Source organism: Pseudomonas entomophila (assembly GCF_029478665.1).
In the GTDB taxonomy this organism is placed as follows: domain Bacteria; phylum Pseudomonadota; class Gammaproteobacteria; order Pseudomonadales; family Pseudomonadaceae; genus Aquipseudomonas; species Aquipseudomonas entomophila_F.
This window is the reverse complement of the sequence record NZ_JARPQB010000030.1, coordinates 20,127-39,414: the sequence shown is the minus strand read 5'-3', so window position 1 is coordinate 39,414 and position 19,288 is coordinate 20,127. Positions and strand designations below refer to the sequence as shown.

At 63.7% G+C, this 19,288-nt stretch carries 14 protein-coding genes, 2 tRNA genes and 3 pseudogenes; 14 read left to right on the top strand and 5 right to left on the bottom strand.

Annotated features, from left to right (window positions below):
- Position 1 precedes the first annotated feature (1 nt).
- Positions 2-1,303, top strand: a complete 1,302-nt coding sequence (hflX, locus tag P5705_RS16505; protein WP_011535947.1) for a ribosome rescue GTPase HflX — start codon at positions 2-4, stop codon at positions 1,301-1,303.
- Positions 1,304-1,399: 96 nt separating this feature from the next.
- Positions 1,400-2,461 (top strand): annotated as a pseudogene (gene hflK / locus P5705_RS16500) (FtsH protease activity modulator HflK); the annotation flags it as partial.
- A 43-nt stretch (positions 2,462-2,504) separates the two neighbouring features.
- Here hflK and mprA read toward each other — a convergent pair.
- The gene (gene mprA / locus P5705_RS26435; protein ID WP_353620507.1) at positions 2,505-2,585 is read right to left on the bottom strand and encodes an MprA protease, GlyGly-CTERM protein-sorting domain-containing form; all 81 of its coding nucleotides are present in this window, start codon (positions 2,583-2,585) and stop codon (positions 2,505-2,507) included.
- On the opposite strand from mprA, the gene hflC reads away from it, so the two are divergent.
- The 5 genes and pseudogenes from hflC to P5705_RS26425 form a co-directional block, all read left to right on the top strand.
- On the top strand, positions 2,578-3,447 hold the full coding sequence (hflC, locus tag P5705_RS16495) for a protease modulator HflC (RefSeq protein ID WP_277461924.1): 870 nt from the start codon (positions 2,578-2,580) through the stop codon (positions 3,445-3,447). The two genes, mprA and hflC, sit on opposite strands and share 8 nt — an antisense overlap.
- A gap of 270 nt (positions 3,448-3,717) precedes the next feature.
- Complete coding sequence (locus tag P5705_RS16490) at positions 3,718-4,905, top strand: ATP phosphoribosyltransferase regulatory subunit (protein WP_213658529.1); 1,188 nt, start codon at positions 3,718-3,720, stop codon at positions 4,903-4,905.
- Positions 4,906-4,961: 56 nt separating this feature from the next.
- Positions 4,962-6,254 (top strand): adenylosuccinate synthase, encoded by a 1,293-nt coding sequence (locus P5705_RS16485; protein ID WP_277461923.1) that lies wholly within the window; start codon positions 4,962-4,964, stop codon positions 6,252-6,254.
- Between the two features lie 177 nt (positions 6,255-6,431).
- Positions 6,432-7,580, top strand: a pseudogene (locus P5705_RS26430) (methyl-accepting chemotaxis protein); the annotation flags it as partial.
- Positions 7,581-7,970: 390 nt separating this feature from the next.
- Positions 7,971-8,486 (top strand): annotated as a pseudogene (locus P5705_RS26425) (methyl-accepting chemotaxis protein); the annotation flags it as partial.
- A gap of 135 nt (positions 8,487-8,621) precedes the next feature.
- Here P5705_RS26425 and P5705_RS16475 read toward each other — a convergent pair.
- The 4 genes from P5705_RS16475 to P5705_RS16460 all read right to left on the bottom strand — a co-directional run bounded on the left by P5705_RS16475 (position 8,622) and on the right by P5705_RS16460 (position 11,734).
- A complete protein-coding gene (locus P5705_RS16475; protein ID WP_277461922.1) occupies positions 8,622-10,187 on the bottom strand; it encodes an ABC transporter permease in 1,566 nt (521 codons plus the stop codon).
- A complete protein-coding gene (locus P5705_RS16470; RefSeq protein WP_277461921.1) occupies positions 10,187-11,200 on the bottom strand; it encodes an extracellular solute-binding protein in 1,014 nt (337 codons plus the stop codon). The genes P5705_RS16475 and P5705_RS16470 overlap by 1 nt, the downstream gene beginning before the upstream one ends.
- A gap of 273 nt (positions 11,201-11,473) precedes the next feature.
- Positions 11,474-11,560 (bottom strand) — tRNA-Leu (locus P5705_RS16465).
- Positions 11,561-11,647: 87 nt separating this feature from the next.
- Positions 11,648-11,734, bottom strand: a tRNA-Leu gene (locus tag P5705_RS16460).
- A 271-nt stretch (positions 11,735-12,005) separates the two neighbouring features.
- On the opposite strand from P5705_RS16460, the gene rnr reads away from it, so the two are divergent.
- The 7 genes from rnr (at position 12,006) to dnaB (ending at position 19,178) form a co-directional block, all read left to right on the top strand.
- Positions 12,006-14,579, top strand: a complete 2,574-nt coding sequence (gene rnr / locus P5705_RS16455; protein ID WP_277461920.1) for a ribonuclease R — start codon at positions 12,006-12,008, stop codon at positions 14,577-14,579.
- Positions 14,576-15,319: a 23S rRNA (guanosine(2251)-2'-O)-methyltransferase RlmB gene (gene rlmB / locus P5705_RS16450; protein WP_213658523.1), complete on the top strand. Its 744-nt coding sequence runs from the start codon at positions 14,576-14,578 to the stop codon at positions 15,317-15,319. Before rnr ends, rlmB begins: the two co-directional genes overlap by 4 nt.
- A 294-nt stretch (positions 15,320-15,613) precedes the next feature.
- The gene (rpsF, locus tag P5705_RS16445; protein WP_011535936.1) at positions 15,614-16,039 is read left to right on the top strand and encodes a 30S ribosomal protein S6; all 426 of its coding nucleotides are present in this window, start codon (positions 15,614-15,616) and stop codon (positions 16,037-16,039) included.
- 28 nt (positions 16,040-16,067) lie between these two features.
- Positions 16,068-16,298, top strand: coding sequence for a 30S ribosomal protein S18 (rpsR, locus tag P5705_RS16440; protein WP_003249563.1), 231 nt, complete (start codon positions 16,068-16,070; stop codon positions 16,296-16,298).
- A gap of 35 nt (positions 16,299-16,333) precedes the next feature.
- A complete protein-coding gene (locus P5705_RS16435) occupies positions 16,334-17,200 on the top strand; it encodes a hypothetical protein (RefSeq protein ID WP_011535935.1) in 867 nt (288 codons plus the stop codon).
- 20 nt (positions 17,201-17,220) lie between these two features.
- On the top strand, positions 17,221-17,667 hold the full coding sequence (gene rplI / locus P5705_RS16430; protein WP_011535934.1) for a 50S ribosomal protein L9: 447 nt from the start codon (positions 17,221-17,223) through the stop codon (positions 17,665-17,667).
- Positions 17,668-17,780: 113 nt separating this feature from the next.
- Positions 17,781-19,178 carry a replicative DNA helicase gene (gene dnaB, locus P5705_RS16425; protein WP_277461918.1) on the top strand — a complete coding sequence of 466 codons (1,398 nt, stop codon included), beginning with the start codon at positions 17,781-17,783 and terminating at the stop codon, positions 19,176-19,178.
- Positions 19,179-19,288: the final 110 nt, after the last annotated feature.

Sequence of the window (19,288 nt, the reverse complement as noted above, 5' to 3'; positions counted from 1 at the left end):
ATTGTTCTTTGAGCGCCACGGTGGTGGTGAGCGAGCGCTGCTCGTTCACTTGGAAGGTCAGAACCCTGAGGCGCGCGAAGACCCGCAGGAGTTTCAGGAGCTGGCGCTGTCGGCCGGCGCCGATATCGTTTCGCTGGTAACAGTGGCGCGGCATCAGCCCACCGCCAAGTTTCTGATCGGCAGCGGCAAGGTCGAGGAGTTGCGCGACCTGGTCAAATCCGCCGAAGCCGACCTGGTGATTTTCAATCACACCCTCACGCCCAGCCAGGAACGCAACCTCGAACGCGTCTTCGAGTGTCGCGTACTGGACCGTACCGGGCTGATCCTCGACATCTTCGCCCAGCGGGCGCGCACTCATGAAGGCAAGCTGCAGGTCGAACTGGCCCAGCTCGAGCACATGAGCACGCGGCTGGTGCGCGGCTGGACCCACCTTGAGCGCCAGAAGGGTGGTATCGGCCTGCGCGGCCCGGGTGAAACCCAGCTCGAGACCGACCGCCGCCTGCTGCGGGTGCGCCTGCGCCAGATCAAGGCACGCCTTGAGAAGGTACGCAGCCAGCGCGAACAGGCCCGTCGCGGGCGCAAGCGCGCGGACATCCCGTCGGTGTCGCTGGTGGGCTACACCAACGCCGGCAAATCGACCCTGTTCAATGCCCTGACCCAGTCCGAGGTCTATGCCGCGGACCAGCTGTTCGCCACCCTCGACCCCACCCTGCGCCGGCTTGAGCTGGCCGACCTGGGGCCGATCGTGCTGGCCGACACCGTGGGCTTCATCCGCCACCTGCCGCACAAGCTGGTCGAGGCATTTCGGGCTACGCTCGAAGAGTCGAGCAACTCCGACCTGCTGCTGCATGTGATTGATGCTCACGAGCCTGATCGTATGGAACAGATCGAACAGGTACTGGCGGTGCTGGGGGAGATCGGGGCCGAGAGCTTGCCGATCCTCGAGGTCTATAACAAACTCGACCTGCTTGAAGATGTCGAGCCGCAGATCCAGCGCGATGCCGATGGCAAGCCGCAGCGGGTCTGGGTATCGGCACGTGATGGACGTGGCCTGGAGCTGGTTGGCCAGGCGATTGCCGAGTTGCTGGGGGACGACCTGTATGTCGGAACCCTGTGCCTGGAGCAACGGTTTGCCCGCCTGCGCGCGCAATTCTTTGCCTTGGGCGCTGTGCAGAGTGAAGAGCATGATGAAGAAGGGCGCAGCCTGCTGAGTGTGCGACTGCCCAGGGTCGAGTTGAATCGCCTGGTCAGCCGCGAAGGCATGGAGCCGCAAGTGTTTGTCGAGCAACACACTTTGCAATAAATGCCCGTCGAGGTCGGCGGGCAGCGGTGACAGGCATTCTGTAGCATTGGACGGCGCGCCGTGGGCGCGTCTTTGCTTTATCAGATGGAGAGCGCTATGGCTTGGAACGAGCCGGGTGGCAACTCGAACAATCAGGATCCCTGGGGCGGTCGCCGTAATGGCGGCGGCGGTGGTGGCGACAAGAAAGGTCCACCGGATCTCGACGAGGCCTTCCGCAAGCTGCAGGACAGCCTGAACGGCATGTTCGGCAGTGGCAAGAAACGCAGCGGCGGTGACCGCAATATCGGCAAGGGTGGCGGCTTCGGCCTGCTGGGCGTAGGCCTGGCGGTGCTGGCGGCGATCTGGCTGTACAGCGCCGTGTACGTGGTGGACGAGCAGGAGCAGGCCGTGGTGCTGCGCTTCGGCAAGTACTACGAGACCGTCGGCCCCGGCCTGAATATCTATTTCCCGCCGATCGACCGCAAGTACATGGAAAACGTGACCCGCGAGCGGGCCTACACCAAGCAGGGCCAGATGCTCACCGAGGACGAGAACATCGTCGAGGTGCCGCTGACCGTGCAATACCGCATCAGCAACCTGCAGGACTTCGTGCTCAACGTCGACCAGCCGGAAGTCAGCCTGCAGCATGCCACCGACAGCGCCCTGCGCCACGTGGTGGGCTCCACTTCGATGGACCAGGTACTGACCGAAGGTCGCGAGCAGATGGCCGTGGACATCCGCGAGCGCCTGCAGCGCTTCCTCGACACGTACCGCACCGGTATCACCGTCACCCAGGTCAACGTACAGAGCGCGGCGGCCCCGCGTGAAGTGCAGGAGGCCTTCGACGACGTGATTCGCGCCCGTGAAGACGAGCAGCGTGCCCGCAACCAGGCCGAATCCTACGCCAATGGCGTGGTGCCCGAGGCCCGTGGTCAGGCGCAACGCATCATCGAGGACGCCAACGGCTACCGCGACGAAGTCATCGCCCGCGCCAAGGGTGAGGCCGACCGCTTCACCAAGCTGGTCGCCGAATACCGCAAGGCACCCGAGGTCACTCGCCAGCGCCTCTACCTGGAAACCATGCAGGAGGTCTACAGCAACTCCAGCAAGGTCCTGGTGACCGCCAAGGACGGGCAGAACAATCTGCTCTACTTGCCACTGGACAAGATGGTCGAAGGCAGCCGCAGCAGTGCCGCGCCAGTCAGCAGCGTATCGCCGTCGGTCAACGACGCCGCCGCGCGTAGCGCGCAAGACCTGCAACAACAACCGCCGCTGCGTTCCAGGGAGAGCCGCTGATGAGCAATAAATCGCTGTTCGCCCTGATTGGCGCCGTGGTGCTGGGGGTTGTCGCCTGGAACTGCTTCTACATCGTCTCGCAAACCGAACGCGCGGTACTGCTGCAGTTCGGTCGCGTGGTCAAGGCCGATGTTCAGCCTGGCCTGCACGTGAAGATTCCGTACGTGAACCAGGTGCGCAAGTTCGACGCCCGCCTGATGACCCTCGATGCCCCGACCCAGCGTTTCCTGACGCTGGAGAAGAAGGCGGTGATGGTCGACGCCTACGCCAAGTGGCGGGTCAAGGACGCCGAGCGCTTCTATACCGCCACCTCGGGCATGAAGCAGATCGCCGACGAGCGTCTGTCGCGCCGTCTGGAAAGCGGCCTGCGTGACCAGTTCGGTAAACGCACCCTGCACGAAGTGGTTTCCGGTGAACGTGATGCGCTGATGAGCGACATCACGGCTTCGCTGAACCGCATGGCCAGCAAGGAGCTGGGTATCGAAGTGGTCGACGTTCGCGTCAAGGCCATCGACCTGCCCAAGGAAGTCAACCGCAGCGTGTTCGACCGCATGAGCACCGAGCGTGAGCGTGAGGCCCGCGAGCACCGCGCCAAGGGTAACGAGCTGGCCGAAGGTATTCGTGCCGACGCCGACCGTCAGCGCCGTGTGTTGCTGGCCGAGGCGTATCGTGAAGCGGAAGAGACCCGCGGTGATGGCGATGCCCAGTCGGCTGCCATCTACGCCAAAGCTTATACGCAGGACGCCGATTTCTACGCGTTCTACCGTAGTCTGCAGGCGTACCGCGAAAGCTTCTCCAGCAAGAGCGACGTGCTGGTCCTGGATGCGAAGAACGAGTTCTTCCGCTACCTGGACAAGAGCAAGCCCTGACGCGATGAGTGCCCCCGCCCGGCTGCTAAAATGCCAGGCGGGGTGCATCCCAAGCGAAAAGGGGTGTATGATGAGTCAGCCGGGAAATTCCCGGCTTTTTTGCGTCTGTAAGGTTCATTGGCCCAAGAGCGGCCCCGGCGCAAGGTATTCGAGGATGTTGGTAACGGTGGCTGCGCTGGGCTCGGTCCTGCCCGCTGCTGTCCGCCAGGATCCGTTTCACTCAAGGCTCGCCGCCAGGCAGGCCGCCCGGACCAAAGGGGAAATGGCGTAATGGCAACGGTAGACCGCTGGCTTTTGCCAGATGGCATCGAGGAAGTACTGCCACCTGAGGCTGCGCGCATCGAGATCGCGCGTCGGCAGGTGTTGGACCTGTTCCAGAGCTGGGGATACGAGCTGGTTGTCACACCCCATATCGAGTACCTGGAGTCGCTGCTCACCGGCGCCGGCCAGGACCTGGACCAGCGCACCTTCAAGGTCGTCGACCCACAATCCGGGCGCCTGATGGGCTTCCGTGCCGACTTCACCCCGCAGGTGGCGCGCATCGACGCCCACACCCTGCGCCGTGAAGGCCCGAGCCGCCTGTGCTACGCCGGCAGCGTGCTGCATGCGCAACCGCGTGCCCTGTCCACCTCGCGCAGCCCGATCCAGCTGGGTGCCGAGCTGTACGGCGATGCCAGCCCCACCAGCGATGTCGAAGTCATCAGCCTGATGCTCGCCACGCTGCAACTGACCGATGTGCCGGATGTGCACATGGACCTTGGCCATGTCGGTATCTACCGCGGCCTGGCCCGTGCCGCAGGCCTGTCCGGCGCGGTCGAGCAACAGTTGTTCGACGCCCTGCAGCGCAAGGCAGTCGACGAAGTGCAAGCGCTGACCGCCGACCTGCCGAAAGACCTGGGCAACATGCTGCGCGCGCTGTGCGAGCTGTGCGGTGGCCGTGAAGTGCTGGCCGAGGCCCGTGTGCGCCTGGGCCGTGCCCCGGCCAGCGTGCTGGCGGCGCTGGACGACCTGCTGGCGATCGCCGATCGCCTGGCGTCGCGCTACCCGGACCTGCCGCTGTACTTCGACCTCGGCGAGCTGCGCGGCTATCACTATCACACCGGCGTGGTGTTCGCCGTGTTCGTGCCGGGCGAAGGTCAATCGATCGCCCAGGGCGGCCGCTACGACGACATCGGCGCTGATTTTGGCCGGGCACGCCCGGCCACCGGTTTCTCCACGGATTTGAAGACCCTGGTCACACTGGGGCGAGCGGAGGTCGTATTGCCTGCTGGCGGCATCTGGATGCCCGACAGCAGCGATGCGGCCCTCTGGCAGCAGGTCTGCCAGTTGCGCAACGAGGGCCAGCGCGTGGTCCAGGCCCTGCCTGGCCAACCGCTGAGTGCTGCTCTCGAGGCGGATTGTGATCGGCAATTGATTCAGCAAGACGGGCGCTGGCAGGTTCTGCCGCTGACCCATTGAGATTCTTCGCCGGCAGTGGGCCGGCAACCAAGTTTGCGTGAATGAGGACAAGTGTTATGGGTAAGAATGTCGTCGTCCTGGGCACCCAGTGGGGTGATGAGGGCAAAGGCAAGATCGTCGATCTGCTGACCGAACATGCTGCCGCCGTAGTGCGCTACCAGGGTGGCCACAACGCGGGCCACACCCTGGTGATCAACGGTGAGAAGACCGTTCTGCACCTGATTCCCTCGGGCATCCTGCGTGAAGGTGTGCAGTGCCTGATCGGCAACGGCGTGGTCGTTGCGCCGGACGCCTTGATGCGTGAAATCACCAAGCTGGAAGAGAAGGGCGTGCCGGTGCGCGAGCGCCTGCGCATCAGCCCGGCTGCCCCGCTGATCCTGTCGTACCACGTGGCCCTCGACCAGGCCCGTGAGAAAGCCCGTGGCGAAGCCAAGATCGGCACTACCGGCCGCGGCATCGGCCCAGCCTACGAAGACAAGGTTGCGCGTCGCGGCCTGCGCGTCGGCGACCTGTTCCACCGCGAGCGTTTCGCCGCCAAGCTCGGTGAGCTGCTGGACTACCACAACTTCCAGCTGGTGAACTACTACAAAGAGCCGGCCATCGACTTCCAGCAGACCCTGGACGAGTGCATGGCCTACGCCGAGCAGCTCAAGCCAATGATGCTCGACGTCACCGCCGAACTGCACAACCTGCGCCGCGCCGGCAAGGACATCATGTTCGAAGGCGCCCAGGGCTCGCTGCTGGACATCGACCACGGCACCTACCCGTACGTCACCAGCTCCAACACCACCGCTGGCGGCATCTCCACCGGTTCCGGCGTTGGCCCGATGTACCTGGACTACATCCTGGGCATCACCAAGGCCTATACCACCCGCGTCGGTTCCGGTCCGTTCCCGACCGAACTGTTCGACGAGACTGGCGCCACCCTGGCCAAGCGTGGCCACGAGTTCGGCTCGACCACCGGCCGTGCCCGTCGTTGCGGCTGGTTCGATGCTGTCATCCTGCGCCGCGCCATCGACGTCAACAGCATTTCGGGTATCTGCCTGACCAAGCTGGACGTGCTGGACGGCCTGGAAACCATCAACATCTGCGTGGGCTACAAGAACGAGAACGGCGCTGTCATCGACGCGCCTTCCGATGCCGACAGCTACATCGGCCTGGAGCCGGTGTACGAGCAGATGCCAGGCTGGAGCGAGTCGACCCTGGGCGTGAAAACCCTGGAAGAGCTGCCAGCAGCCGCGCGCGCTTACATCAAGCGCATCGAGGAGCTGGTTGGCGCGCCGATCGACATCATCTCGACCGGCCCGGACCGCAACGAGACCATCGTGCTGCGTCATCCGTTCGCCTGATCGGCCGCTTCGGTAGCTGATTGAACGCCGCGCTCCCGCAAGGGGGCGCGGCGTTTTCATATGTGCCCTGCCCTTGTAGGAGCCGGCTTTGCCGGCGAACACCGGCGTCGCCGGTGCCATCCACCGCGTCGCCTGGTTCGCCAGCAAGGCTGGCTCCTACAAGGTCGAAATGCATAAATGCCTCACCTTGTTACCTGGATTGGCGTTTATACCTGCTGCCTCAGGCACAACCCTTGCTGTAAGAAGTTTCTGAAGATGCCATCAAAGCAATGGCGCCAGAAACACGAGGGTTACAACGTGTCTGCCATCCTTTCACTGTTACGAAGCCGCCTCTTGCGGCCTGTGTTTGTTGCGCTTGGTATCGCTCTTCTGGTGCAGGTGCTGGTTGCCGTTGCACTGACGCGGAGCACGGTCACGGCCCTGGAGGCCGATCTGGGCGAGCGGCTGGGTAATGACAGTCGCAAACTGGCCACCGAGCTTGAGCAGGCCGGGCAAGATGTGCGCGCCGGGCTCGACAGCCTGTCGGCCAGCACCCGTCAACGCCTGAGCGCCGGTCTTTCCGAGCGGCTGCAGAGCGAGCAGCAGCAACTGCGCGCGACGTTGGAGAAGAACCTGAAGGATTCGGCCAACGACATGGCCGAACTGCTCGCCTCCGTGGCGCCGCGTGCTATCTGGGACAACGATGTGCCGACGCTCTCGGACTTCGCCCGGCGTGCCCAGCGCAACCCCAATGTACTGTTCGTGATCTACGACGACGCGCAGGGCCAGCACCTGACCCGTTACCTGAACCGGCAGAACCCGATCAACCAGGCGCTGATGGACAAGGGCCAGGGCGAGCGGGCGCTGGACAAGGTGCTGGACGCGGCGCGCAAGGACGCTTCGGTGTACTTCGTCGAAGCCTCGATCAGCCCCAACGGTGCCGAGATCGGCAAGGTACTGATGGGCGTTTCCACGGCCGGTGTCGACCAGGAACTGAAGGCCCTCGACCAGCGTTTCGCGGCACTGATCGCCAGTGGCGAACAGCTGGTCGGCGACAGCCTGGTGGCTGCTGCCGCCGACAGCGGCAAGGCGCTGCGGGCACGCCTGGAGACCGCGCAGAACAGCGCCACGGCAATGCAGGCCAATACCGCGCAGACCGTGCGTGATGCAGCCGGCGAACTGCGCTGGCGCATCGGCCTGGGCCTGGTACTGGTCGGGCTGGGTGTACTGCTGGTGGTGGCTGTGGTGCTGGGGCATCGGGTGGTGAGCAAGTTGCGCCTGTTGATCGCCGCCCTGAATGACCTGGCCGCCGGGGAGGGCGACCTGACCAAGCGGGTGAAGCTGGACAGCCGTGACGAGATAGGTGACATGGCGTCGGCGGTGAACCGCTTCGTCGACAAGCTGCAGCCTATTGTGCGTGAGGCCGGTGAAGTGGCGCAGCGCACCGGCGTGGAGATCGGCAGCATGGCTCAGCGCAATGCAGGCGCCGACGCTGCTGCAGCCTTGCAGCGTGATGAGGTGGCCGCCAGCCTGCGCGATCTGTCGAGCATGGCGGACGAAGCGCAGGCCGAGAGCCATGCGATGCAGGCTGCGCTGCAGCAGGTGGTGGACATCCGTCAGGCCACCGACGAGAACAGTCGCGCCTCCACGCAGCTGGCGCGCTTGATCGAGAACCTGGCGGGTGAGGTGGAAACCGGCTCGCAGGTGATCGAGCGGCTGGCCAAGCAGAGCGAGCAGATCGAAGTCGTGCTGACGGTGATCCACGGTATTGCCGAGCAGACCAACCTGCTGGCGCTCAACGCCGCGATCGAAGCGGCGCGCGCGGGTGAAACCGGGCGCGGATTCGCCGTGGTGGCCGACGAGGTGCGAGCGCTGGCGAGCAAGACCCAGAGTTCGACCGGGGATATCCAGTCGCATATCGTCGCGTTGCAGCAGGGCGCCAAGGAGGCGGTGGCGACCATCAGCCAGGCCGGGCGCCAGGCCAGTGAAGGCTTGCTGGTGCTGCGCGACAACGAGCGACGCCAGCAGTCGGTGCAGGCGGCAGTGGAGCAAGTGCATGCGGCGATCGGCCTGGCCACCCGCGCGGCCGAGCAACAGGCCCATGGCGCGCAGGCGGTGCGTGGGCGGGTGGAGACCATCCATGCCCAGGCCGAGCGTTCGGCCGAGGTGGTGATGCAGACCACGGCCAGCAGCAAGGTGCTGGATGACCTGGCGGCGCAGTTGCGGGCCAGCCTGGGGCAGTTCAGGGCTTGATTCGGGCGAGGGCTGCGCCCTCGCATCGCGACACAAGGCCGCTCCCACAGCTACTGCACTGACTTCAAGATCAGCGCCGAACCTGTGGGAGCGGCCTTGTGTCGCGAGAGGGCCGCAAAGCGGCCCCAGCGGGTGTCAAGCCTTGTTCAGGTACATCCGCGTTGTCAGCAGGTATACAGGCAGCCCTGACACCACGATCAGCAGCGCCGCATAAGGCGCCGCCGCCGCGAATTCGACGTTGGCGGTATGCGCCCACACCTCGGTGGCCAGGGTGGTCATGCCGGTCGGGCTGAGCAGCAGGGTCGCGGTCAGCTCCTTCATCGCATCCAGGAACACCAGGGCAAACGCTGCGGCCATCGCCGGGAAAATGATGGGCAGGGTGACCCGGCAGAACGCCGCGAAGCTGCTGGCGCCCAAGGTGCGTGCAGCCTCCTCCAGGGTCGGCGAGGCCTTGTTCAGCGCGGTACGCACCGGTGACTGCGCCAACGGCAGGAACAGCAGGGCATAGGCCAGGATCAGCAGCGCGGTGGTCTGGTACAGCGCCGGCACGTAGTGCAGGGCGAAGAACACCAGCGTCAGCGCGATCACCAGGCCGGGCAGGGCATGCAGCAGGTAGGGCAGGCGTTCGGCCCAGATCGCCAGGCGGCCCTTGTAACGCACCACCAGGAAGCTGATCGGCAGGGCCAGCAGCACGCAGAAGCCTGCACCACCCAGGGACACTGACAGCGAGGTCAGCAACGCCTTGCTGATCGCTGCCACTGGGAACGCCGCCGACGAACCCACGCTCAGCCAGTAGCCCAGCATGGCCAGTGGAATACCGCTGCCCAGCACGGCCAGCGCCAGGCAGAAGAGCTGCCCGAATGGCATCCAGGCGCGCAGGCGCACCGGCTGCGCACGGCGCGCCACGCCCTGGCCAATACGCACGTGCCGCGCCTTGCCGCGTACTCGCAATTCCAGCCACAGCATCAGCAGGCACAGCGCCAGCAGCACTGCCGAGAGCATGGCTGCGTTGGCGTTGCTGAACTCTAGCTCGAACTGCTGGTAGATCGCCGTGGTGAACGTCTGCAGCCCAAGAATCGACAGGGCGCCGAACTCCACCAGCATGTGCAGGGCGATCAACAGCGCGCCGCTGAGCATCGATGGCCACAGCAGCGGCAGGGTGATCTTGTGGAACACGCCCCAGCGGCTGCAGCCCAAGGTGCGCGCCGACTCTTCGAGCGAGGTGTCGAGGTTGCGCAGGGTGGCGGCCACCGGCAGGAACACCAGCGGGTACTTCGACAGCGCCATGACCAGGATCGCCCCGCCCAGCCCTTCGAAGTCCGAACTCAGCGACACCCAGGTGAAGCTGCTGATGAACGATGGCACGGCAAACGGCAGGCACAGCACCACGCCCCACAAGCGCCGCCCAGGCAAGTCGCTGCGTTCCAGCAACCAGGCCAGGGCGACACCGGCCAGCAGGCACAGCACGGTGACGCCGACCATCAGCAGCAGGGTGTTGCGCAGCAGCCCCCAGACGAAGGGGCGCCAGAGTAGGCGCAGGGCTTCGTGCCAGCCCGCTTCCCAGGCCTTGAGCCCGACGTACAGTAGCGGCAACAGGCTCATCGCCACCAGGAACAGCACGGGCAGTACCACCCAGATGGACGGGCGCCTGCGTTTCGGGACAAAGCGCGACAAGGTGGGCGAGGGCAGGGCGGCAGTCATCAGAGCAGGCCAACCTCACGTTCGAGCTCGATGGCTTCCTCGGCGTTGCCCAGGTCGGCCGGCGAGATCTTTGGCGGGCGCAACGCCTCGAATGGCTTCAGGCCGCGATCCGAGACCATGCCCTTGTGCAGCGGGTACTCGGCGGTGGTCTGGGTGATCACGCGCTGGCCTTCTTCGCTGGCCATCCAGTTGAGCAGGGCCTGGGCCTCTTTCGGGTGCTTGCTGGCCTTGACCACGGCGGCGCCGGAGATGGTCACCAGGTTGCCGGCATCGCCGTCGGCCAGGTAGTACAGCTTGGAGTCGAGTTTTCCGCGCTCGCGCTCCAGGGCATACCAGTAGTAGTTGTTGACCAGCACGGCGGCGACTTCACCCTTTTCCACGGCCTTCAGCGCGACCATGTTGTTGGTGTAGGCCTTGCCGAATGCCTTGAGGCCCGTCAGCCACTCTTCGGTGGCTTCGCGGCCATGCATCTTCAGGATGGCCACGGCCTGTTCCTGGAAGGCGCCGCTGGTGGGGACGTAGCCGACGCGCCCTTCCCATTCAGGATTGGCGAAGTCCATCACGGTCGTCGGCAGGTCTTTCTCGTCGATCTTCTTTGGGTTGAACACCACGATGCGGGTGCGCGCGGTGATGCCCATCCAGGTGCCGTTGGCGCCCACGTACTCCTTGGGCATCATGTTCGCGGTGGCGTCGTCGATCTTCGCCAGCAGGCCCAGCTCGCCCAGGTTGTTCAGGGGCGGGGACTCCTCGGTGTAGATGATATCGGCCGGCGAGCGCTCGCCTTCCTCGATGATCTGGCTGGCCAGCTGGTTGCTGCTGCCCTTGCGGATATTGATGTGGATACCGGTCTTGGCCTCGTAGGCCTTGGCGATGGCGTCGCCGATTTCCTTGTGCTGGCCGTTGTACATCGTCAACGTGACCGGTTCGTCTGCCAAGGCGGCCGGCGCGCCGATCACCAGGCTCAGGAGTGCAGCGGCCAGGGTGCGCATCAGCGGTTGCGGGCGGATCGTCATGCGGGTACTTCCTCGCTTACGGCTACATATTTGGAAACAATGGTAAACGAAATCGTTTCTCAAATGGGCACGTGACGGGAAATTCATGGGCGGGTGCGCGCGCAGCACAATCCGTAGGAGCCAGCCTTGCTGGCGAACCAGGCGCCGCGGAGGATGGCACCGGCGGTACCGGTGTTCGCCGGCAAGGCCGGCTCCTACAAGGGGGGGCGCGTCGGGTGGCTGCAAAAATCGCAGACAAGAAAAAACCCACTAGCAAGCTAGTGGGTTTTTGTATGGTGCCCAGGAGAAGACTCGAACTTCCACGACCGTTAAGTCACTGATACCTGAAACCAGCGCGTCTACCAATTCCGCCACCTGGGCAAAGCTTTGAATCATCTGCTGAAGGCGATCAACGTTCGCTTTCACACAGTAGTAACAGATCCTTGGTCATCTATTACTTGAAAATCTTGGTGCCCAGGAGAAGACTCGAACTTCCACGACCGTTAAGTCACTGATACCTGAAACCAGCGCGTCTACCAATTCCGCCACCTGGGCACACATTCGAGATTACAAGATGCTTTACAGCGCCGTTCATCTCTACTACAACTTCGGGGTTGTCCGTCGTTGTGGTGCGCACTATACGGACGCTCCTGATGGCTGTAAAGCCCCCGAACGAAAAAAATTTCAAAAAATTCAACTTGTTGATTCCGTGGGCCTATTGCCGCGCGATGGACGTGCTGCCGGGGCTGTCCAAGGCTGACATTTCCGGTTTCAATACGCCTATGCCAGAATTCATATCTATATACCCCAAGGTGAACCCCTTCTGATGGCCGATTGGCAATCCCTCGATCCCGAGGCCGCTCGCGAAGCGGAAAAATACGACAACCCCATCCCCAGCCGTGAGCTGATCCTGCAGCGCCTCGCCGACCGTGGCGAACCCGCCGCACGTGAACAGCTGGCTGAAGAGTTCGGTCTTTACGAAGAAGACCAGATCGAAGCCCTGCGCCGCCGCCTGCGTGCCATGGAGCGCGATGGCCAGCTTATCTATACCCGGCGCGGCACTTATGCCCCGGTAGACAAGCTCGACCTGATCTGCGGCCGTGTGTCCGGCCACCGTGACGGCTTCGGCTTCCTGATTCCCGACGACGGCAGCGAAGACCTGTTCCTCAGCCCGGCGCAGATGCGCCTGGTGTTCGACGGCGACCGCGGCCTGGCCCGGGTGTCTGGCGTCGATCGCCGTGGCCGCCGCGAAGGCGTGCTGGTCGAAGTCATCTCCCGTGCCCACGAAAGCGTGGTCGGCCGCTACTTCGAAGAGGGCGGCATCGGCTATGTGACCCCGGACAACCCGAAGATCCAGCAGGAAGTGCTGGTGACCGCCGGTCGCAATGGCGGCGCCAAGATCGGCCAGTTCGTGTCGATCAAGATCACCCACTGGCCGACCCCACGCTTCCAGCCCCAGGGCGACGTGGTCGAGGTCATCGGCAACTACATGGCGCCGGGCATGGAAATCGACATCGCCCTGCGCAGCTATGACATCCCGCATGTCTGGCCGCAGGACGTAATCAAGGAGGCGCGCAAGTTCCGCTCCGAAGTCGAAGAGAAGGATAAAGAGAAGCGCATCGACCTGCGTCACCTGCCGTTCGTCACCATCGACGGCGAGGACGCCCGCGACTTCGACGACGCGGTCTACTGCGAACCCCTGGGCAAGCTGCGCCTGTTCTCCGGTGGCTGGCGCCTGTACGTGGCGATCGCCGACGTGTCCAGCTACGTGCGCCTGGGCTCGGCCCTGGATGTCGAGGCCCAGCAGCGCGGCAACTCGGTCTACTTCCCCGAGCGCGTGGTACCGATGCTGCCGGAGGAACTGTCCAACGGCCTGTGCTCGCTGAACCCGCACGTCGATCGCCTGGCCATGGTCTGCGAAATGACCATGAACAAGGCCGGCCAGATGGTCGACTACCAGTTCTACGAAGGGGTCATCCACTCCCATGCCCGCCTGACCTACAACAAGGTCAGCAGCATGCTCGAGCACGCCCGCACCCGTGAGGGCAAGGCGCTGCGCGAGGAGTACAAGGAAGTCCTGCCGGACCTGAAGAACCTGTACAACCTGTACAAGGTGCTGGTCGATGCCCGTCACACCCGTGGCGCCATCGACTTCGAGACTCAGGAAACCCGCATCATCTTCGGCGAAGACCGCAAGATCGATGAAATTCGCCCAACCGTGCGCAATGACGCCCACAAGCTGATCGAGGAATGCATGCTGGCGGCCAACGTCGCCACCGCCGAGTTCCTGCAGAAGCACAACGTGCCTTCGCTGTACCGCGTGCACGACGGCCCGCCGCCGGAACGCCTGGAAAAGCTGCGCGCCTTCCTCGGCGAACTGGGGCTGACCCTGCACAAGGGCAAGGATCCATCGCCCAAGGACTACCAGCAACTGCTGGCGAGCATCGCCGGGCGCCCGGACTTCCACCTGATCCAGACCGTCATGCTGCGCTCGTTGAGCCAGGCGGTGTACAGCGTCGAGAACAATGGCCACTTCGGCCTGAACTACGAAGCCTACACCCACTTCACTTCGCCGATCCGTCGCTATCCGGACCTGCTGGTGCACCGCGCCATCCGCAGCGTGATCCGCTCGAAGGTCGACACCCCGCACGTCAAGCGTGCCGGTGCCATGAGCATCCCCAAGGCGCGCATCTATCCGTACGACGAGAACACCCTCGAGCAGATGGGCGAGCAGTGCTCGATGACCGAGCGCCGCGCCGACGAGGCCACCCGCGACGTGGTCAACTGGCTCAAGTGCGAGTACATGCGTGATCGCGTGGGCGAGACCTTCCCGGGCGTGATCACCGCGGTGACCGGTTTCGGCCTGTTCATCGAACTGACCGACATCTACGTCGAAGGCCTGGTGCACGTCAGCGCCCTGCCGGGCGACTACTACCACTTCGACCCTGTGCACCACCGCCTGTCCGGCGAGCGCAGTGGGCGCAGCTTCCGCCTGGGTGACACGGTCGAGGTCAAGGTCATGCGCGTCGACCTCGAGCAGCGCAAGATCGATTTCGAAATGTCCGAAGCCGCCGTCAATGCGCCGGTCGGCCGCAAGCCGCGCGCGGCGTCGGCCGAGCCAGCAGCGCAGGCCGCGCCCGCAGCCGAAGCGAAGATCTCGCCCAAGCCGCGCAGCCGCAAGGGCGAAACCGCCGAGGCGTACTTCCCGAAAGACGCCGTTCAGCGCAACGCCGAGGTGCGCAAGAGCCGCGAGATGAAAAAGGCCCTGATGAGCGATGCCAAGCACAGTACCCACGCTGGCGGCAAGGCGGAGAAGGGTGCCAAGGCTTCGGGCAAGACCAAGCATCGCAAGGGGCCGTCGAAGTCCGGCGCGCCACGTAAGGGCAAGAGCAAGCCATGAGTCAGCTGGAAAAGATCTACGGTGTGCATGCCGTGCAGGCACTGCTGCAACACCACCCCAAGCGCGTGAAGCAGATCTGGCTGTCCGAAGGGCGCAGCGAGCCTCGTATTCAGGCATTGCTGGCCCTGGCCGCGGAAAACCGCGTCCAGGTCGGCCAGGCCGAGCGTCGTGAACTCGATGCCTGGGTCGAGGGTGTTCATCAAGGCGTGGTCGCCGAGGTGAGCCCGAGCCAGGTGTGGGGCGAATTGATGCTCGAGGAATTGCTCGAACGCACCGAAACGCCGCCGCTGATCCTGGTGCTCGATGGCGTGACCGACCCGCACAACCTCGGCGCCTGCCTGCGCACTGCCGATGCTGCCGGTGCCACCGCCGTGGTGATCCCCAAGGACAAGTCCGCGAGCCTGACCGCCGTGGTGCGCAAGGTGGCCTGCGGCGCCGCGGAAGTGATTCCGCTGGTGGCCGTGACCAACCTGTCCCGCACCCTGGAAAAACTCCAGCAGCGCGGCCTTTGGGTGGTCGGTACTGCCGGCGAGGCCGAGCAGGAGATCTACCAGCAGGACCTGACCGGCCCGCTGGTAATGATCATGGGTGCCGAAGGCAAGGGCATGCGTCGCCTGACCCGCGAGCACTGCGACTTCCTGGTCAAGTTGCCGATGGCCGGCAGCGTCAGCAGCCTCAACGTCTCGGTGGCGACCGGGGTGTGCCTGTTCGAGGCCGTGCGTCAGCGCCAGAAAATCTGAAGGCTGGCGTCATCTCTGTAGGAGCCGGCTTTGCCGGCGAACACCGGCGTAGCCGGTGCCATGCACTGTGGCGCCTGTTTCGCCAGCAAGGCTGGCTCCTACAAGAACGCCCGATGCCGGGTTGTTCAAATATTCGCCAATCTCCTTGCTTGTCCCTCCGGCCTTCTCTACAATTGCGCCCCTTGCCGAGCTGGCAGGCGCGCATGTGCCTTCTCGCTTGGGCAAGTCATACAGTGTCATTCACTCCTTGTCTGACCAGGTTACTGGCAGACTACTAACCCGTAAGGAGCATTCATGCGTCATTACGAAATCATCTTCCTGGTTCACCCGGACCAGAGCGAGCAAGTCGGCGGCATGGTTGAGCGTTACACCAAGCTGATCGAAGAAGACGGTGGCAAGATCCACCGCCTGGAAGACTGGGGCCGTCGTCAACTGGCCTACGCAATCAACAATGTTCACAAGGCTCACTACGTGATGCTGAACGTTGAGTGCACCGGCAAGGCCCTGGCCGAGCTGGAAGACAACTTCCGCTACAACGATGCCGTGATCCGTAACCTGGTCATCCGTCGCGACGAAGCCGTTACCGGCCCGTCCGAGATGCTCAAGGCCGAAGAGAACCGCAGCGAGCGCCGTGAGCGTCGCGAACGTCCTGAGCATGCTGATGGCGCCGAAGGCGACGACAGCAATGACAGCGACAACAGCGATAACGCTGACGAGTAATCCACGGACCTTTTGAGGAGCCAATCACATGGCACGTTTCTTCCGTCGTCGTAAATTCTGCCGCTTCACTGCTGAAGACGTGAAAGAGATCGACTTCAAAGATCTCAACACCCTGAAAGCTTACGTATCCGAAACCGGCAAGATCGTTCCAAGCCGCATCACCGGTACCAAAGCTCGTTATCAGCGTCAGCTGGCCACCGCTATCAAGCGCGCCCGCTTCCTGGCCCTGCTGCCCTACACCGACAGCCACGGCCGCTGAGACCGGGTCGTCGACTTAAGTAGCAAGGGATAAGCATGCGAGCGTTAGCCAGTTTCATCATGCGCGGTCGTATGCAGGCCACCCTCGTGGTGGTCATCAGCGCGGTACTGCCGCTGCTGTTCTGGTTGAGTGCCGCCGCCGGGAGCCTGGTGTTCCTGCGGCGTGGGTTCAAGGATGCGTCATCGGTCATCGCCTGGGGCCTTTTGCCGGCGCTGGCCATGTGGTTCTTCGGCGAACCAAGCACCTTGCTGGTGCTGTTGGGGACGCTGGGGCTGGCCGCTTTGTTGCGTGCCGGGCATTCCTGGAACCGGGTGCTGCTGTCCAGCATCGTATTAGGCCTGGTCTACGGCCTGATCCTGGACGTGGCGCTGCGCGAGACTTTCGAAGTGCTGGCCAAGGCGCTTGAAAAAGCCCTGCCGCAGTTCGAAGGCAAGCCAGTGTTGCCTGGTGAGCTGATCGGCCCTTTGCTGGTCGCTTCCAGTGCGGTGATGCTGCAGTTGTTCAGCGTGGTGGCTTTGATGCTGGCGCGCTACTGGCAAGCCGAGTTGTACAACCCCGGTGGTTTCGGTCGCGAGTTCCGCGACGTGAGGCTGCCGCCAGTATCGATGCTGGCGCTGGTGTCGCTGATGGTGCTGGGCCCGTTCCTCGGGTCACAGTTCATCGTGCTGGCATCGGCATCAAGCCTGGTACTGCTGCTCGCTGCCCTCGCCCTGGTTCATGGGCTGGTGGCACAAGGGCGACTGGCCGGGTTCTGGCTGGTGGGGCTGTACGTGACGCTGCCGCTGCTCATGCAGCTGATTTATCCGTTGCTCGTGGTTTTGGCCATTGTCGACAGCCTGTTTGATTTTCGCGGTCGCAAGTCCCCTTCACAGGGTGACGACTCCGCGAACGGTGAAGGTTAAAAGTTAAGAGGTTTTACCAAATGGAACTGATCCTGCTGGAAAAAGTCGCCAACCTGGGTAACCTGGGCGACAAAGTAAATGTTAAGGCCGGTTACGGCCGTAACTTCCTGCTGCCGTTCGGCAAGGCCACCGTTGCCAACGCCGCCAACCTGGCTGCGTTCGAAGAGCGCCGTGCCGAGCTGGAAAAAGCCGCAGCAGACAAGAAAGCTTCGGCTGAAAGCCGCGCTGCCCAACTGGCCGAGCTGGAAGTGACCATCACTGCCACCGCTGGCGACGAAGGCAAGCTGTTCGGTTCGATCGGCACCCACGACATCGCTGACGCCCTGACCGCCTCCGGCGTTGAAGTGGCCAAGGCTGAAGTTCGTCTGCCGAACGGCACCATCCGTCAGGTTGGCGAATACGACGTAGCCGTGCACCTGCACAGCGACGTTGAAGCCACCGTACGCGTGGTTGTCGTAGCTGCCTAAGCTGCGCTGATCGGCTGGCCCCTCGCGGGCCGGGCGGTTAACATCGGGCACGGTCCTGTTCTGAACAGGCCGTGCCCTTTGTCTTTTTCATCTTCCAGAATTCTTTCGTGGCCATGAACGAGATCACCCATCCCGAACAGCTCGACCTGCAAACCGCTGCCCTGAAGGTGCCGCCGCATTCCATCGAGGCCGAACAGGCCGTGCTCGGTGGCCTGATGCTGGACAACAACGCCTGGGAGCGGGTGCTGGACCAGGTGTCGGATGGCGATTTCTACCGGCATGACCACCGCCTGATCTTCCGCGCCATCCACAAGCTGGTGGATGCCAACCAGCCGTTCGACGTGGTGACCCTGCACGAGCAGTTGGACAAGGAAGGCGTGTCCACGCAAGTGGGCGGCCTGGCCTACCTCGCCGAGCTGGCCAAGAACACCCCGTCGGTGGCCAACATCAAGGCCTACGCCGCGATCATCCGCGAGCGGGCCACGCTGCGTCAGCTGATCAGCATCAGCACCGACATCGCCGACAACGCCTTCAACCCCCAGGGGCGCAACGCCGAGGAAATCCTCGACGACGCCGAGCGGCAGATCTTCCAGATCGCCGAGGCGCGGCCGAAGACCGGCGGGCCGGTGGGGGTCAACGAGCTGTTGACCATGGCCATCGACCGGATCGATACGCTGTTCAACTCCGACAGCGATATCACCGGGATTTCCACCGGCTATACCGACCTGGACGAGAAGACCAGTGGCCTGCAGGCCGCCGACCTGATCATCGTCGCTGGCCGCCCCTCGATGGGCAAGACCACCTTCGCCATGAACCTGGTGGAAAACGCCGTGTTGCGCAGTGACAAGGTGGTGTTGGTGTTCTCCCTCGAGATGCCAGGTGAGTCGCTGATCATGCGTATGCTCTCGTCCCTCGGCCGCATCGACCAGACCAAGGTGCGTTCCGGCCAACTGGACGACGACGACTGGCCGCGGCTCACCTCGGCGGTCAACCTGCTCAACGACCGCAAGCTGTTCATCGACGATACCGCTGGCATCAGCCCTTCGGAAATGCGTGCGCGGACCCGCCGCCTGGCGCGTGAGCATGGCGAGATCGGCATGATCATGGTCGACTACTTGCAGCTGATGCAGATTCCGGGGTCCGCCGGCGACAACCGGACCAACGAGATTTCCGAGATCTCCCGCTCGCTCAAGGCGCTGGCGAAGGAGTTCAACTGCCCGGTGATCGCCCTCTCGCAGCTCAACCGCTCCCTGGAGCAGCGCCCGAACAAGCGCCCGGTCAACTCCGACCTGCGTGAATCGGGTGCGATCGAGCAGGACGCCGACGTGATCATGTTCGTGTATCGCGACGAGGTGTATCACCCCGAGACCGAGCACAAGGGCGTTGCGGAAATCATCATTGGTAAGCAGCGTAACGGCCCCATCGGCTTCGTGCGCCTGGCGTTCATCGGCAAGTACACCCGCTTCGAGAACCTCGCGCCGGGCATGTACAACTTCGACGACGACGAATAAGGGCTGTCCGGGAACTCTGTAGGAGCGGCCTTGTGCCGCGAAAGGGCTGCGCAGCGGCCCCAGCAATTCAGTGGTGGCGCAAAAATGCTGGGGCCGCTATGCGGCCCTTT

Bases quoted from the DNA above. Each gene is read 5' to 3' on its own strand.
- P5705_RS16490 (WP_213658529.1), top strand. From the start codon at position 3,718: ATGGCAACGGTAGACCGCTGGCTTTTGCCAGATGGCATCGAGGAAGTA.
- dnaB (WP_277461918.1), top strand. From the start codon at position 17,781: ATGAACGAGATCACCCATCCCGAACAGCTCGACCTGCAAACCGCTGCC.
- hflC (WP_277461924.1), top strand. From the start codon at position 2,578: ATGAGCAATAAATCGCTGTTCGCCCTGATTGGCGCCGTGGTGCTGGGG.
- rnr (WP_277461920.1), top strand. From the start codon at position 12,006: ATGGCCGATTGGCAATCCCTCGATCCCGAGGCCGCTCGCGAAGCGGAA.
- rlmB (WP_213658523.1), top strand. From the start codon at position 14,576: ATGAGTCAGCTGGAAAAGATCTACGGTGTGCATGCCGTGCAGGCACTG.
- P5705_RS16470 (WP_277461921.1), bottom strand. From the start codon at position 11,200: ATGACGATCCGCCCGCAACCGCTGATGCGCACCCTGGCCGCTGCACTC.
- P5705_RS16475 (WP_277461922.1), bottom strand. From the start codon at position 10,187: ATGACTGCCGCCCTGCCCTCGCCCACCTTGTCGCGCTTTGTCCCGAAA.
- rpsR (WP_003249563.1), top strand. From the start codon at position 16,068: ATGGCACGTTTCTTCCGTCGTCGTAAATTCTGCCGCTTCACTGCTGAA.
- rplI (WP_011535934.1), top strand. From the start codon at position 17,221: ATGGAACTGATCCTGCTGGAAAAAGTCGCCAACCTGGGTAACCTGGGC.
- rpsF (WP_011535936.1), top strand. From the start codon at position 15,614: ATGCGTCATTACGAAATCATCTTCCTGGTTCACCCGGACCAGAGCGAG.
- P5705_RS16485 (WP_277461923.1), top strand. From the start codon at position 4,962: ATGGGTAAGAATGTCGTCGTCCTGGGCACCCAGTGGGGTGATGAGGGC.
- P5705_RS16435 (WP_011535935.1), top strand. From the start codon at position 16,334: ATGCGAGCGTTAGCCAGTTTCATCATGCGCGGTCGTATGCAGGCCACC.